This window comes from Segnochrobactrum spirostomi (genome assembly GCF_009600605.1).
Taxonomy (GTDB): Bacteria; Pseudomonadota; Alphaproteobacteria; order Rhizobiales; family Segnochrobactraceae; genus Segnochrobactrum; species Segnochrobactrum spirostomi.
Genome location: NZ_VWNA01000001.1, coordinates 2,032,501 through 2,047,189 on the forward strand (window position 1 = coordinate 2,032,501; position 14,689 = coordinate 2,047,189).

General features: G+C 68.0%; 13 protein-coding genes (1 of these 13 cut by a window edge). 5 read left to right on the forward strand and 8 right to left on the reverse strand.

Annotated features, from left to right (window positions below):
* The 5 genes from uvrB to F0357_RS09140 all read right to left on the reverse strand — a co-directional run.
* Nucleotides 1–1,878 carry the 5' portion of an excinuclease ABC subunit UvrB gene (gene uvrB / locus F0357_RS09120; protein WP_153480034.1) on the reverse strand. 864 nt of this gene lie to the left of the window's left edge, so only the first 1,878 of its 2,742 coding nucleotides appear in the window; it begins with the start codon at nucleotides 1,876–1,878; its stop codon lies beyond the left edge, outside the window.
* 120 nt (nucleotides 1,879–1,998) lie between these two features.
* Complete coding sequence (locus tag F0357_RS09125; RefSeq protein ID WP_246161414.1) at nucleotides 1,999–2,220, reverse strand: Trm112 family protein; 222 nt, start codon at nucleotides 2,218–2,220, stop codon at nucleotides 1,999–2,001.
* 46 nt (nucleotides 2,221–2,266) lie between these two features.
* Complete coding sequence (locus F0357_RS09130) at nucleotides 2,267–2,947, reverse strand: LON peptidase substrate-binding domain-containing protein (protein WP_153480035.1); 681 nt, start codon at nucleotides 2,945–2,947, stop codon at nucleotides 2,267–2,269.
* 92 nt (nucleotides 2,948–3,039) lie between these two features.
* On the reverse strand, nucleotides 3,040–4,008 hold the full coding sequence (gene trxA, locus F0357_RS09135) for a thioredoxin (protein WP_153480036.1): 969 nt from the start codon (nucleotides 4,006–4,008) through the stop codon (nucleotides 3,040–3,042).
* A 134-nt stretch (nucleotides 4,009–4,142) separates the two neighbouring features.
* Nucleotides 4,143–4,676, reverse strand: coding sequence for a prolyl-tRNA synthetase associated domain-containing protein (locus F0357_RS09140; protein WP_153480037.1), 534 nt, complete (start codon nucleotides 4,674–4,676; stop codon nucleotides 4,143–4,145).
* A 169-nt stretch (nucleotides 4,677–4,845) separates the two neighbouring features.
* On the opposite strand from F0357_RS09140, the gene F0357_RS09145 reads away from it, so the two are divergent.
* Together F0357_RS09145 and F0357_RS09150 are read left to right on the forward strand one after the other, a co-directional pair.
* Nucleotides 4,846–5,172, forward strand: coding sequence for an RNA-binding S4 domain-containing protein (locus tag F0357_RS09145; protein ID WP_153480038.1), 327 nt, complete (start codon nucleotides 4,846–4,848; stop codon nucleotides 5,170–5,172).
* Nucleotides 5,173–5,352: 180 nt separating this feature from the next.
* The gene (locus F0357_RS09150) at nucleotides 5,353–5,958 is read left to right on the forward strand and encodes a hypothetical protein (RefSeq protein ID WP_153480039.1); all 606 of its coding nucleotides are present in this window, start codon (nucleotides 5,353–5,355) and stop codon (nucleotides 5,956–5,958) included.
* Between the two features lie 126 nt (nucleotides 5,959–6,084).
* Here the strand turns inward: F0357_RS09150 and F0357_RS09155 are convergent, their stop codons facing one another.
* Nucleotides 6,085–9,315, reverse strand: a complete 3,231-nt coding sequence (locus F0357_RS09155; protein WP_153480040.1) for an efflux RND transporter permease subunit — start codon at nucleotides 9,313–9,315, stop codon at nucleotides 6,085–6,087.
* Nucleotides 9,316–9,319: 4 nt separating this feature from the next.
* On the reverse strand, nucleotides 9,320–10,546 hold the full coding sequence (locus F0357_RS09160; RefSeq protein WP_208948269.1) for an efflux RND transporter periplasmic adaptor subunit: 1,227 nt from the start codon (nucleotides 10,544–10,546) through the stop codon (nucleotides 9,320–9,322).
* Between the two features lie 579 nt (nucleotides 10,547–11,125).
* Between F0357_RS09160 and F0357_RS09165 the strand changes: the two genes are divergently transcribed.
* On the forward strand, nucleotides 11,126–12,610 hold the full coding sequence (locus tag F0357_RS09165) for a M48 family metalloprotease (RefSeq protein WP_153480043.1): 1,485 nt from the start codon (nucleotides 11,126–11,128) through the stop codon (nucleotides 12,608–12,610).
* A gap of 9 nt (nucleotides 12,611–12,619) precedes the next feature.
* On the opposite strand, the gene phnF is transcribed toward F0357_RS09165, so the two are convergent.
* The gene (gene phnF, locus F0357_RS09170; protein WP_208948270.1) at nucleotides 12,620–13,378 is read right to left on the reverse strand and encodes a phosphonate metabolism transcriptional regulator PhnF; all 759 of its coding nucleotides are present in this window, start codon (nucleotides 13,376–13,378) and stop codon (nucleotides 12,620–12,622) included.
* Between the two features lie 217 nt (nucleotides 13,379–13,595).
* Between phnF and phnG the strand changes: the two genes are divergently transcribed.
* Both phnG and phnH read left to right on the forward strand, forming a co-directional pair.
* Nucleotides 13,596–14,090 carry a phosphonate C-P lyase system protein PhnG gene (phnG, locus tag F0357_RS09175; protein WP_153480047.1) on the forward strand — a complete coding sequence of 165 codons (495 nt, stop codon included), beginning with the start codon at nucleotides 13,596–13,598 and terminating at the stop codon, nucleotides 14,088–14,090.
* On the forward strand, nucleotides 14,090–14,689 hold the full coding sequence (gene phnH / locus F0357_RS09180) for a phosphonate C-P lyase system protein PhnH (RefSeq protein WP_153480050.1): 600 nt from the start codon (nucleotides 14,090–14,092) through the stop codon (nucleotides 14,687–14,689). The genes phnG and phnH overlap by 1 nt, the downstream gene beginning before the upstream one ends.

The following is a 14,689-nucleotide window of genomic DNA, read 5'->3' on the forward strand; positions in this document are numbered from 1 at the left end:
CCGCACGCCGTTCTCGTGGAGATATTCGGTGAGGTCCTCGGCCATGCGTTTGGTGAGCACGGTGACGAGGCTGCGATAGCCGCGCGCCGCGACGGCGCGGACCTCGCCGAGCAGGTCGTCGACCTGCGCCTTGGCCGGACGAATCTCGACGGGGGGATCGACGAGACCGGTCGGACGGATGACCTGCTCGGCGAAGACGCCGCCGGCCTCCTCCATCTCCCACGCCGACGGGGTCGCCGACACCGCGACCGTCTGCGGCCGCATGGCGTCCCATTCCTCGAAGCGCAGCGGCCGGTTGTCCATACAGGAAGGCAGCCGGAAGCCGTATTCGGCCAGCGTCGCCTTGCGGCGGAAGTCGCCCCGATACATGCCGCCGATCTGGGGGATCGTGACGTGGCTCTCGTCGGCGAAGACGAGAGCGTTGTCGGGCAGATATTCGAACAAGGTCGGCGGCGGCTCGCCGGGCAGGCGGCCGGTCAGGTAGCGGGAATAGTTCTCGATGCCGGCGCAGGACCCGGTCGCTTCCAGCATTTCGAGGTCGAAGCGGGTGCGCTGCTCGAGCCGCTGCGCCTCGAGCAGGCGGCCGGCGCGCTCGAGTTCGACAAGCCGGGCCTTGAGCTCGTCGCGGATGCTCTTGGTCGCCTGATTGAGGGTCGGGCGCGGCGTCACATAGTGGGAATTGGCGTAGATCTTGATGAACTTGAGGTCGCCGGAGCGGTTGCCGGTCAGGGGATCGAACTCGACGATCGATTCGACCTCGTCGCCGAACAGCGACACCCGCCAGGCGCGGTCCTCATAGTGGGCCGGGAAGACCTCGACGACGTCGCCGCGCACCCGGAAGGTGCCGCGCACGAAGTTCACGTCGGAGCGCTTGTATTGCAGCGCGACGAGGTCGGCGAGGAGCTGGCGCTGGTCGATGCGCTCGCCGACCGCCAGCCCGAACGTCATCGCCGTATAGGTTTCGACCGAACCGATACCGTAGATGCACGACACCGAGGCCACGATGATGACGTCGTCGCGCTCGAGCAGCGACCGGGTGGCCGAGTGGCGCATCCGGTCGATCTGCTCGTTGATCGACGATTCCTTCTCGATATAGGTGTCGGTGCGGGGAACGTAGGCTTCCGGCTGGTAATAATCGTAGTACGAGACGAAATATTCGACAGCGTTGTTCGGAAAGAACGATCTGAACTCGCCGTAGAGCTGGGCAGCCAGCGTCTTGTTGGGGGCGAGAATGAGCGCCGGCCGCTGGGTCTTGGCGATGACCTGGGCCATGGTGAAGGTCTTGCCGGAGCCGGTGACGCCGAGCAGGACCTGGGTGCGGTCGCCGTTGCGGATCCCCTCGACGAGGTCGGCGATCGCGGTCGGCTGATCGCCGCGCGGCTCGAACTCGGAAACGAGCTCGAACGGCACACCGCCTTCGGACTTCTCCGGCCGCGGCGGCCGGTGCGGCGTCCACGGCTTGCCGTCGAATTCCTTGCGGCCCTGCTGGATGAGCTTTTCGAGCGCGGCGACCGTCGCCGTCACCGCCGTGGAGGGCAGCGACCCGACATCTTCGAGCGCAATGTCGAGCCCGGCGACCGGGTTGAGGCCGCCGGCGACGCGGGAGCGCGCATTGGCTTTGGACGCCTTGGCGGACGCCTTCGCCGCCTTGCCGTCGGCCTTGGCCGCGGACTTCGTGGTGGCCTTGGCCGCCGGCGCTGCGGGGGCTTCGGCGTAGGGCTCGGAAGCGACCGAGGCCGCCTCGATCTCGGCCGCCCAATCCGCGATCGAGCCGCCGAGCGGCGCCCCTTCGAACGCCGCCTGCGGCGCCTCGCCGAATCCATCCTCGGGTTCGGCGGCGGGGGAGCTGCGGTCGGATGATTTCGGCGGTCGGCTCATGGGCGCCATTGATTCGAAAGGCACGCCGGGTCGGCGTTCCGCCTCAAGATAGGACGGGGCCGGCCCATTCGCGAGGGCCGACGCGCCCCTTTCCTGTCACCACGGTGTCAGGAGCGGGCCTCAGCCGTCGAGCGGGCGAGCCTCGTCCGGCAGCATGATCGGGATGCCGTCGCGGATCGGATAAGCAAGCCGGGCGGCGCGCGAGACGAGCTCCTGCGTCGCCGCATTGTACTCGAGCGTGGTCTTGGTGAGCGGGCAGACCAGCAGCTCGAGCAGCTTCGGATCGATGGAACGCTGCGGGCGGGCGTCGCTCTTGCGATCGGTCATCGTGGGGTCCGTCATCGAGTGGCCTCGGTCTTCGGCGTCGTCCATGCCGTCCCGCGCGGGATCAGTTGATCCGGATGTCGCCGTCCTGCTCGGCGCGCACGAGCGTCACCTCGGTGATGGCGACCAGCGTCTCCGCCCGGGAGCGCAAATCCGGCGCCTCGAGCAGCGCCTGCTTCTCGGCCGGCCCATAGGGGCTCATCATCGACAGCGCGTTGACGAGGGTCTCGTTCGAGGCGCGCTCGACGCTCGGCCAATCCGTCTCGAGGTGATTGGCTTCGAGATAGGCGCGGAAGGTGTCGAGGAGCGCCTGGCGGTCGACCTCGTCCTGGCCGCGATCGGGCTCGAAATCCTCGGCGAACTCGGCGGCGCTGACGCGGGCGACGCGGAACGGCGTGCCCGCCGTCACCTCGTCGAGCAGGCGGAAGCGACAGATGCCCGTAAGCGAGAGCAGATAGCGGCCATCGCCGCTCTCCTGCAGCGCGGTGAGGCGGCCGGCGCAGCCGACGGCACAAAGCGGCGGCGCGGCGGCAAGATCCACCTCGCCGAGATCGAACCGGGGCTGCACGATGCCGATCACCCGGTCACCGGCCAACACCGCGTCGATCATCGCCATATAACGCGGCTCGAAGACGTTGAGCGGCATCTGGCCCCGCGGCAGCAAAAGCGCCGCCGAGAGGGGGAACAGGGGAATCGTCTCCGGCAGATCCTCCGGACGATCATAGGTGGCGTTGCCGACCTGCATTTGGCTTCGTCTACCTCTCCGCGGCGGACGCGCCGCCGCGATCACGGGTTTCGCAGCGGACCCGGCGGGCCGCGCTCCCCCGAAAGAATAGGTCAGGAGAATAGGACCGACGAGAGGCGGCGGCGCCCATCGCGCGTCATCGGGTCCTTCGGTCCCCAGGCTTCGAAGAATTGAACGAGCTGCTTGCGTGCGCCATCGTCGTTCCAGGCGCGGTCGCGGCGGATCAGATCGAGCAGGTGCTCGACGGCGCCGGCGTGATCGCCTTGAGCGGCGAGCAGCACGGCGAGATCGAAGCGGGCCTGTTGATTGGCCGGATCGGCGGCGACGGCGCGCTCCAGCGCTCCGCGGTCGCCGAGGCCGGAGGCCTGTTCCGCGAGATCGATCGCGGCGCGCAGGGCGGCGACGAGCGGATCCTTCTGCTTCTCGGGCGGAACCGCGTCGAGCGTCTCCCGGGCACCTTCGAGGTCGCCCTCCGCAAGGGCGATCTGGCCGAGACCGATCAGCGCGCGCAGCGAGTCGGCCTCGACTTCGAGCACGGCCGCATAGCGCTCGCCGGCCGAAGCGAAGTCGCCCTGCGTGCGGAACGCATCGGCCTCGTCGAGGACGGCGTCGAGATCCGGCGACCCGCCGGGACCGGCGAGCCGCTCGATGAAGGCGGTGACCTGGCTTTCCGGCACAGCGCCCATGAAGGCGTCGACCGGCTGGCCGTTGGCGAAGGCGACGACCGCGGGGATCGAACGGATGCCGAGCTGACCGGCGACCTCCGGATGGTCGTCGATGTTCATCTTGACGAGACGCACCCGGCCGCGGGCGGCGGCAACCACCTTTTCGAGCACGGGCGTAAGCTGCTTGCAGGGCCCGCACCACGGCGCCCAGAAATCGACCAGCACCGGCACCTGGCGCGACGCGTCGAGCACGTCCTGCTTGAAGGTGCGGGTCGTGGTGTCGATCACGGCCTCGGCGCCGCCGGCCGCGGGGCGCACCGGAGCAGCCGTACCCGGGACGGCGGGCTGTTGGGGACGGGACGCCGGGCTGCCGGCACCGAACAGGATTTCGCTCATCGCTCGGACCTCGAAAAGAGTCCGGCCGTGGCGCGGCCGGGACTGCGAGAAGGATTCGTCCGCCGGGCGACCGGCAAGACTGAGGCGCCGCCTGGGCGCGCTTTCCGCGCCAAGATGGGCATTTTCGACGTCAATTACAAACCGGTGGCGATGGCTTCTTCGCTGACGGCCAGGATCGCGGGCGGATGGCCGACCGCCTCGAGGAAGCGCACCAGGCCCTCGCGGGCGATGGTCGTCGTCGCGGTGTTCTCGAGCGGGTGAAAGTTCAACACCGGTTCCAGCATCAAGGCCGCGTCGAGCACCACCTTCACACGGGCCCCCTGATCGTTGACGGCGCCGAACGGCGTCACGGAGCCCGGCACCACGCCGAGCATTTCCATGAGAAGCTCCGGCTTGCCGAAACTGACCTTGCCGCTCGCGCCGATGCGCTCGTGGATCCGCTTCAGGTCGATCGTCGCGTCTTCAAGGGCGACCACCAGGAACAGCGCATCCTTGCGGTCCTTCAGAAACAGGTTCTTGCTGTGGGCGCCGGGAATCGTGCCACGCAGCGCCTGGGACTGCTCCACGGTGTAGAGCGGCGGATGGTCTGTCGTCCGTGTCTCGATGTCGAGCTCGGCGAGACGGGCGAGAAGCGCGGCGCGGTCGGCGGGAGCAGAAGACTGGGACATCTCTTTATATGGTCCGATGTGCGGTACGGACAGCGAGCGGCGCAGCGGTCGCGCCGCACCGAGCCGGAAGGTGCCATGTCCCTACAGGAAAGCGGCCGGCGGAGACAACCACGCTCGGGCGGAACGGCGCGCCCGGACGAGAACGACGGCGGAGAAGCGGAGGCTTGGAATGGAGGCCGGTCGGCAACGGCTCGACAAGTGGCTCTGGCACGCGCGCCTCGCGCGGACCCGCTCGGCGGCGCAAACGCTGGTGGAATCCGGCCACGTCCGGGTCAACCGGGAGAAGATCGTGCAGACGAGCCGGGCGGTCCGCATCGGCGACGTCATCACCGTCGCGGTCGGCGGCCGGGTTCGCGTGCTGCGGATCGTCGGCTTCGCGGAGCGGCGAGGACCGCCCGCCTCCGTCTCAGCCCTCTATGACGATCTCGCCCCGCCGCCCGCCGGCGAACGTTCCGAAACGGCCGACGACGAAGACGACGACCGCGGCGCCGGCTGAGCGGCCACATCACGTTGTCGCGACTCGGGGCGCGTGCTAGAGCCTAACCGGGCTCGAATCCTGCCGATTCAGGACGGGTCGAGCCGGCTCGCGCCGCGGCGGCGGCAAGGGCATGTCTCCCGCATGCCGGGTGATCCCACCCGGCCGGAAGCGCATCGCGCAACCTTTTTGGGGATCCCCATGACAACGCTTTCCACCTCCTTGCGCGCCGGTCTGCTGGCGCTCGCGCTCGGCGCAGCCGCGGTCGCCCCGGCGGTCGCCCAGCCGGCGCCCGGCCCCGCCACCGTCACGATCCAGGGTCTCGGCACCATTCCGGTGACCTATCGCCAGCTCACCGTGGTGTCGTTCGACAAGGCGGCGCGCGAAGTCACCGTGAAGAAGCCCAACGGCGACCAATATGCCTACGTCATCTCGCCGACGGTGACCGGGACCTTCTCCCAGCTTCAGCCGAACGAGCGCATCCTCGTCGGCACCGCGCCGGGCGCCGTGACGGCGCTGAAGAAGGCCGATTCGGGCAAGAAGGGCCTGCTGTCCCAGGGCATCATGGACATCAGCGAGACCGGGCCGCTGCCGGAGAATTTCTGGGGCAGCAAGATCACCATCGACGCGGTTCTCGTCGACGTCGACAAGACCAAGGGCACCGTGACCTTCGAAGGCCACGACAAGGAGCTGCGCACCATGCCGGCGACCAACGCCCAGGTCTCCGGCGACCTCGCGCAGATCCAGCCGGGCGACCTCTGCCAGATCACCTACGTCGACGCGATGACGGTGTTCTTCAACAAGTGAGCGGACGCCGCCCGGTCCGCCGGGCGGCCTTCGATCCGATCGATGAAAAGAGAAGGCCCCGGTCTCGCGATCGGGGCCTTCTTTATATCCGCGGCTTGTACCCGTTTTGAAGGGTCGGGCGGGCGATCAGGCGGCCGGGGCGGGGGCCGCCGGCGGGGCGGGCGGCTCCCCGCCGGCCGGCGGCTCACTGCCCTCGCCACCATGAGCCTGACCGTGCTCGATGCGCGGTCCGAGCCGGTCCGGCTTCCGGCCGATGATGCGGTCGCCGAAATATTGCATCATCACATAGAGGCCCGGGATCAGCGTGATGCCGAAGATCGTCGCCGCGACCATGCCGCCGATCACGGTGACGCCGATGTGGATGCGGGCGTTCGCACCTGCACCGGTCGCCGTCACCAGCGGGATCAGGCCGATGATGAACGCGAAGGCGGTCATCAACACCGCGCGGAACCGCATGCGGGCCGCTTCGAGCGCCGCCTCGTAACGGGTCGCGCCGTAGAGATCGCGCTGCTCCTTCGCGAATTCCACGATGAGAATCGCGTTCTTCGCGGCGAGACCGACGAGCAGGACGAGACCGATCTGGGTGTAGAGGTCGTTGTCGAGCCCGACGGCCCCGACAGCCGCCGCCGCGCCGAGGATGGCGACCGCGACCGAGGCCATCACGGCGACGGGAACGACCCAGCTCTCGTAGAGGCCGACGAGGAAGAGATAACCGAACACCACCGCGAGGGCGAAGATGCCGATCACCTGCGCCGCCGTCTGGCTCGCCTCCTGATAGGACAGGCTCGACCATTCGTAGACGTAGCCGGTCGGCAGCGTCTTCTTGAAGGCGTCGACCATCGCGGCCATGGCGCCGCCGGAGCTGCCGCCGGGCGGCGACGATCCGGTGATCTGCACCGCGGCGTTCTGGTTATATTGGAACACCAAGTCGGCACCGAACCGTGTCTCGAAGTGAGAGAACGTCGTCACCGGCACCATGTTGCCGTCGGCATTGCGCACGTAGAGGCGGTTGATATCCGACTGCGACATGCGGAACGGCGTGTCGGCCTGGATGTTTACCTGGAACACGCGATCCAGGTAGTTGAATTGGTTCACATAATAGGAACCCATCATGACCTGGAACAGATTGAACACGTCGGCGACGGAGACCTTCAGGCTCTCCGCCTTGACGCGATCGAGATCCAGATAGAGGCGCGGCATCGAGGCCGAGAAGCTCGAGAACGCGTTGGAGATGCGAGGGTCCTGATTCGCTGCGGCGACGAGCGAGCGCACCGCGGTCTCGATCTCCGCATAGGACTGCCCGCCGACCGCCTCGAGGCGGAAGTCGAAACCGCCGGCCTGGCCGACGCCGGGAATGGCGGGCGGCGGGAACGGCAGATAATTGGCGTCGGGGATGGCGTCTAGTTGCGACTTCAGCGCCGCATAGATGCCGCGCAGGCTGGTCTCAGGCGTGGTGCGCTCGCCCCACGGCTTGAGCGGAATGATGGCCAGGCCCGACGACGAGAGCTGCGACTGGGTCAGCATCGAATAGCCGCCGACGGTGATGACGTCGGCAACGCCGGGGATCTTCGAGGCGATCTCCTGCACCTTGTCGAGCGCAGCGACGGTCCGCGGCAGCGCCGAGCCACTTGGGGTCTGCACGTCGACGAACAGCACGCCCTGGTCTTCGTTCGGCAGGAAGCCGGTCGGCAGCTTGGTGAAGAGGTGCCCCGCCAGGCCGCCAATCAGTACGATCAGGATACCGGCCACGATCGAGCGCCGCGCGATGAGGCCGGAGAGCGAGACGTAGCCGTGGCGGGACTTGTCGAGGCCCTTGTTGAACCAGAAGAACGGACCGCGCTTGGCCGGCTTCGGCAGCTTCAGCACCAGCGAGCAGAGCGCCGGCGACAAGGTCAGCGCGTTGAGCGCCGAAATCGCCACCGCCGCGGCGATCGTCACCGAGAACTGGCGGTAGAGTTCGCCCGAGATGCCGGGCAGGAAGGCGACCGGGCCGAACACGGCGAACAACACGAGAGTCGTCGAGATGATCGGGCCCGTCACCTGCTCCATGGCCTTGAGGGTGGCCGCTTTCCGGTCGAGCCCCTCCTCTTCCATGATGCGCTGGACGTTCTCCACCACCACGATGGCGTCGTCGACGACGAGGCCGATGGCGAGCACCACGGCGAGCAGACTGATGGTGTTGGCCGAAAACCCCAAGGCCGCCAAGACCACGAACACGCCGATCAGCGACACGGGGATGGTGACGGCCGGAATGATGGTCGCGCGGATATCCTGGAGGAAGATGAAGACGACGATAAGCACGATGATCGCCGCTTCGATCAAGGTGTGGATCACGTCCTCGATCGAGGACGACACGAACAGCGTCGAATCGTAGATGACCTCCGCGTCCATGCCCTTCGGGAAGCGCGTCTTCAGGGTTGCGAGCAGCGCACGGGCGTCCTTGGCGACCGAGAGCGCATTGGCGCTCGGCAACTGGTAGAGCGCGAGGGTCGCCGACGGCGCGCCGTTGAGCTTCGAGACCTGGTTGTAGGATTGGGCGCCGAGCTCGACGCGGCCGACGTCCTTGATGCGGACGACTGCGCCGTTCTGGCCGGTGCGCAGCACGATGTTTTCGAACTGCGTCGGATCCTGCAGGCGGCCGAGGGCGGTGATGGTGTACTGGAAGGTCTGCTTGCCCCCGGTCGGCGGACCGCCGATCTGGCCGAGCGAAGCCTGAATATTTTGGTTGGAGATCGCGTTGATGATCTCCTGCGGCGCCATCGACAGGGCCGTCATCTTCGTCGGATCGAGCCAGACGCGCATCGAATAGGAGAGCTGGCCGAAGATCGTGGTCGAAGCGAGGCCCGGCAGACGCGCCATGGGCGTCTGGATGTTGATGGCGGTGTAGTTCGACAGGAACACCGGATCGAGCGAATGATCCGGCGAATAGACGTTCATCACGAGCAGCATCGAGGTCGATTGCTGCTCAGTGTTGACGCCCTGATTGGTCACGATGGTCGGGAGCTGGGCCTCGGCGAGGGCAACGCGGTTCTGCACGTTGACCTGGGCGATGTTCGGGTCGGAGCCGACCGCGAAGCTCACCTGCAGAGTGTAGCTACCCGACGAGGACGACACGGAAGACATGTAGATCATGCCCTCCACGCCGTTGACCTGCTGTTCGATCGGTTGGGCGACGGTCGCCGCGATCGTCGCGGCGTCGGCGCCCGGATAGCTCGCCGTCACCTGGACGACCGGCGGCGTGATGTTCGGATATTGCGCGACCGCCATCGACAGGATCGACAGCGCACCGGCGATGACGATGACGATCGAGATGACGAAGGAGAGGCGGGGTCGAGCGACGAAGATCGCCGAGAACATGTGCTCAGTTCCCCGACTGCGAGGTGGAAGCGCTCGCGTCGGCCGCGCTCGACTGGGTCTGTTGCACCGGCGTGACGACGATGCCAGGCCGCACCTTCTGCACGCCGTCGACGACGACCATCTCGCCGGTGATCAGGCCCGACTGGATCGCGACGCTGGTCCCGATCTGGGTTCCCGTCTTGACGCGACGGGTCACCGCGCGGTTGTCGGTCCCAACCACGTAGACGTAGGAGCCCTGGGCGTCCTGCAGGATCGCCGATTGCGAGATCACCGGGAGCTTCTTGATGTCGCCTTCCTGGACGGTGACCGTCACATACTGCCCCGGGAGGAGCAGGCTGTCGGGGTTCGCGAAGGTCGCGAAGACCGAGACCGTACCCGTGTTCGCGTCCACCTGGTTGTTGATGAACTCCATCGTGCCGGCCGTGTCGTAGGTCGAGCCGTCGGGGAGCATCAGGGTCGGCGTGAACTTGTGACCGAGGTCGGTATCGCCGCTCTCCGTCACGGTGGTCGCCTCGGCCTGGGTCTTGGCGCCCTCGGCGATCCGGCGGGTCAGCAGCACATAATCCTTTTCCGGGATCGAGAAGACCACGCGGATCGGGTCCATCTGGACCACGGTGTCGAGCGTGCCGCTGCCGGTGTTGACCAGGTTGCCAACGGTGTACTTGGTCTTGCCGATGCGCCCCGAGATCGCCGACGTCATCGTCGTGTAGCCGAGGTTGATCTTGGCGGTCTCGACCTGGGCCTGGGCCTGCTGGATCGAGGCCTCGGCCGACTGGACCTGGGCCGAGGCCATGTCGCGGTCGGCGGTCGCCGAATCGACCACCGCCTGAGAGACGGTGCCGCTCTTCACCAGCGAAAGCTGACGGTCGAGGGTGATCTGCTTCTGGGTCAGGTTCGCCTGGTTCGAAGCGAGCTGCGCCTTGGAGGCGGCGAGCTCGGCGTTCGCGGCGTCGAGCGATGCCTGGAACGGCGACGGATCGATCTGATAGAGGAGCTGGCCTTCCTTGACGTAGGCGCCTTCATCGAAGGCGACCTTGGTCAGGAAGCCTTCGACGCGCGCCTTCACGTCGAGCTGCTGGATCGCCTGGATGTTGCCGACGAACTGAACCTTGCGGGTCACATCCTGGTCGACGACGGGCGCGACCGTCACCGCCGGTGGCGGAGCCGCGGCCGCTGGCGCGTCGGCCGCCGAGGCGCCGGAGGCGAACAGCCCGCTGGAGAGCAAGAGCATTCCCGCAAGGGCCGCTCGATTGCACCGCACTCTCGCATGCCAGCCGCGGTGTAAAAACGCCATCGAAGCTCTCCCAGGCTCTCGCTACTCAGCCGTTGATAGAGAAAGTGGCGGGCGAATGGAACTCGCACTTTTTGATCTGGGTCATGGATTCGCCGCCCGCGTCCGGCGTGCAACACCGGTAATGCTACCGAGAATGTACCTTAATGAGCCGACTTAGACCTTCCTGCCACCGACGAGGCCGCTGGACGGCGAAGTCGCCGCCGCGAAAACAAGGGTCGGCACCGCTTCGACTCGATAGCGGAAACAGGCCCGGCGAACCCTCTCCATGATCGCGACATGATGGAGCCTTGATTTCACCGCGCCGATCGCGGAAAGCGGACGGGATCGCCTCGCTTGAAGAATCGACCCATCCCGGCCAGAAAGGCCTGGGACGAGGCGGGCCGAGGGCAAAAGCGGCGGCCCGATCGTACCGGCGCAGGGCGGACCGAGCCAGATGGCCCGGCGACGACGACCCCCCGGAAGACGCGGCCGGACGGTGTTGAGGAGAGCGAGTAGTCGTCGATGGCGCGTCGGGCAATGGTTCGGGGCAATGAGGGGGAGGGCCGTGCGCGGCGGACCGGCCGCGCGCTGATCGCGTGCGCCGTTGCGGCGCTGCTCGCGAGTTGCTCGTTCATGGCGCCGGAAGAGCCGACCGTCTCGGTCAGCGCGCCGATCGCCTCGCGCACCATCAATTCCCCGGAAACGAGCCTCGGCGCGCGCCAGCATCCCCGCATCGTCAGCGCCTATGGCGGCGTCTATTCCGATCCGAAGACTGAAGCCGCCGTCGCCCGGGTGGTCGGGCGGCTCGTCGCGGCGTCCGATGATCCCTCGCGGACTTACCGCGTCACCATCCTCAATTCGCCGTCGGTCAACGCGTTCGCGCTGCCGGGCGGATACGTCTACGTGACCCGCGGCCTTCTCGCGCTCGCCGAGGACTCTTCCGAGGTCGCCGCCGTGCTGGCTCACGAGATGGGGCACATCACGGCTCAGCATGCCATCCAGCGCCAGAAGCGCGCCGAGGCGGCCGCGGTCGTCAGCCGCGTCGCCGACGCGGTGCAGGACCCCCAAGCCGCGCAGACCGCCAAGGCGTCGGCCGAGCTCTCGCTCGCCCGCTTCAGCCAGACCCAGGAGCTCGAGGCGGACGCGATCGGCGTCAAGACGCTGGCGCGCGCCGGCTACGACCCGTTCGCCGCCGCCCGCTTCCTCACCGCCATGGGCCGCTTCGCCGCGCTCAAGGCGTCGCGCCAATCCTCCGCCAACGGGCGGCCGGACTTCCTGTCGTCGCATCCCTCGACGCCGGAGCGCATCGAGCTCGCGACCCGCGAGGCCCGGCAATATGCGGGACCCGACACCGGCGAGCAGGACCGCGACGCTTATCTCCAGAACCTCGAGGGGATGCTCTACGGCGACGACCCGCGCGAGGGCTTCGTGCGCGGCAACGCCTTCCTGCACCGTGAGCTCGGGATCGGCTTCACGGTCCCGCAGGGCTTCCTCCTCGACAACACTCCGCGCGCCGTGCTCGCGAGCGACGGTGGCAACATCGCCATGCGCTTCGACGGCGTCGATATTCCGCAGGACATGTCGCTCCAGGATTATCTGCGGTCCGGCTGGGTGAACGGCCTCGTCGACGACAGCGTGCGGGCGACGACGGTGGGCGCCCTTCCGGCGGCGACCGCCTCGGCGATCTCCGAGGGCTGGTCGTTCCGCATCGCGATCGTCCGTGTCGGATCGCGTGCCTACCGGTTCATCTTCGCCGCCGCGACGCCCTCGGCGCAGTTCGAGGCGGCGTTCGCCAGCACGATCGCGAGCTTCCACCGCCTCAACCCGAACGAGATCGCGGACCTCAAGCCGCTGCGCGTCCACGTGGTGCGCACCACGCCGACCGACACCATCGATTCGCTCGCGGCGCGGATGAAGTACAGCGACCCGACCTACCGCAAGCAGCTCTTCCTGGTGCTCAACCAGATCCCCGAGGGCAGCGCCCTCGTGCCCGGCACGCTCGTCAAGATCATCGGGGATTGAGCGGGGCCGTCACGACGCGACGATGAGTTCGATCCGATCGGCGAGGAAGCGGGTGCGGAGCGTGCTGATCGGCCGCCCTTCGGGATCGACGTCGACGCTTTCGGTGATAATCAGCGGACGGGTGGTATCGACTCCGAGGCGCTCGGCATCGTCTTTGTCGGGCATGACCGCCGTGATGCGCGTCTCGCGACGGAAATAGTCGGTGACGCCGAGGCGGGCGAATGCGGCGGTGACGGAGCCGGTCGCCGCGCAACAGTTCGGGAATTCCGGAAAGCGCTCGGCCGAAACCCAGATCGTGGCGACGCTGAACGGCAAGTCGTCGAGGGTGTTCATCATTTCGATGCGATGGAGCGGCGCATCGAGGGGCAGCGCCAGCCGCTCGGCGAGCCGCGGCGCCGCCGTCTCGTGCGTGTGGCCGAGGATTTCGGCCCGCCCGACCCGGGCCGCGGCGGCGGCATTGGCCGCAAACCGGGTCCGCTCGGCAATCGGATAGGGCAGCGGGCGCTCGGCGACGAAGGTGCCGCGCCCCTGGTCGGCGCGGACGAGGCTTTCGGTCGCCAGCACCGCGATCGCCCGGCGCACCGTATGCCGGTTGACGCCGAACCGCATCGCGAGCTCCGATTCGGTCGGTAACCGCGTGGCCGGCGCCCAGGTCCCGGCGACGATCTCGTCGCGGAGGCGATCGGCGATCTGGCGCCACACCGCGACCCCGAGGCCGCGCGCCACTTCCTCCCCCGAACGACGTTTGCCGCTGACCTCGCGCATCATGTCCTTGCGTTCGCAGCCCCCAATCGCGCCAATCCCTGGCGGGCCGGCGCGATCCTTCGAGCGGAAAAACATGCACCATTTCCGCCGGGAGAGCGAATAAACGTTTTGCCGGCATATTTGTCTATTAAACTAGACAAATCGAACGGCGACGGCTATTCGATAATGCATCGGGATCGGCTGGCCGGTCCCGGCTTCCGCGACGAGGTACGAGACCCGCATGGACGCCGCCGCGCCCCAGAATGCCGACCCCCTCCCGGGCGACCCGCATTCCGTCGAGGCGCGCCGTCGCCGGCTGCGTGTCCTCGTGGGAGCGGACGCGGGCGAACTCGCCCGGCGCATCGCGGCGCTCGGCCCGCTGCCGGCCTGGCACCGGCTGCGCCGGCCGGAGATCGGCCTCGTGATGGTGCGTGGGCGGATCGGCGGCGAAGGCGCGCCCTTCAATCTCGGCGAGGCCACGGCCACACGCTGCGCGATCGCGCTCGAATCCGGCGAGACCGGGTTCGGCTACCTGCTCGGTCGAGATGCCCCGAAAGCCGAGGCGATCGCCCTTCTCGACGCGCTGTCTCAGCGTCCCGAATGGTGCTTGCGCATCGAGCGAGACATCGTCGCTCCGATCGCGGAAGCCAGCCGCCATGCCGACGCGGCGTTGGCCGCGAAGGCGGCCGCGACCAAGGTCGATTTCTTCACCATGGTGCGCGGGGAGGATTCGTGATGCTCGCTCCCGGTTTCGACGATCCCGGGCTCGCCGCCCAGGCCGTGTTCCGCGCCGTGATGGACGCCATGGCGCGCCCAGGGCGGATCGGCCGCATCGCGGTCCCCCTCTCCCCACCCGCGCCGCTCGGAACCGCGATGGCCGCCGTGGCGCTCGCCCTCACCGATTTCGAAACACCCCTGTGGCTCGATCCGACGCTTGCCGGCGACGACGGGGTCCGCCGCTGGCTCGCCTTCCACACCGGCGCGCCGGTGGTGGCGGCGCCGGCCGAGGCGGCCTTCGCGCTGGTGACGCACACCGCGGATCTGCCCCGCCTCGCCGCGTTCGCCCAGGGTACCGACGATTATCCCGATCGCTCGACGACGCTGATTTTGGCGGTCGACGCGCTGGCGGACGATACCGGCGCGACGCTGTCGGGTCCCGGCATCGATGGCGAGACCCGGCTTTCGGTTCCCCCGCTCGGCGCCGCCTTCTGGCGGGAATGCCGGCTGAACCATGCGGGCTTCCCGCGCGGCGTCGATGTTCTCTTCACTGCGGGAGAGCGGATCGCCGCGCTGCCGCGCTCGACCCGCATCGCCGTCGAGGCCGGGGAGATCTGA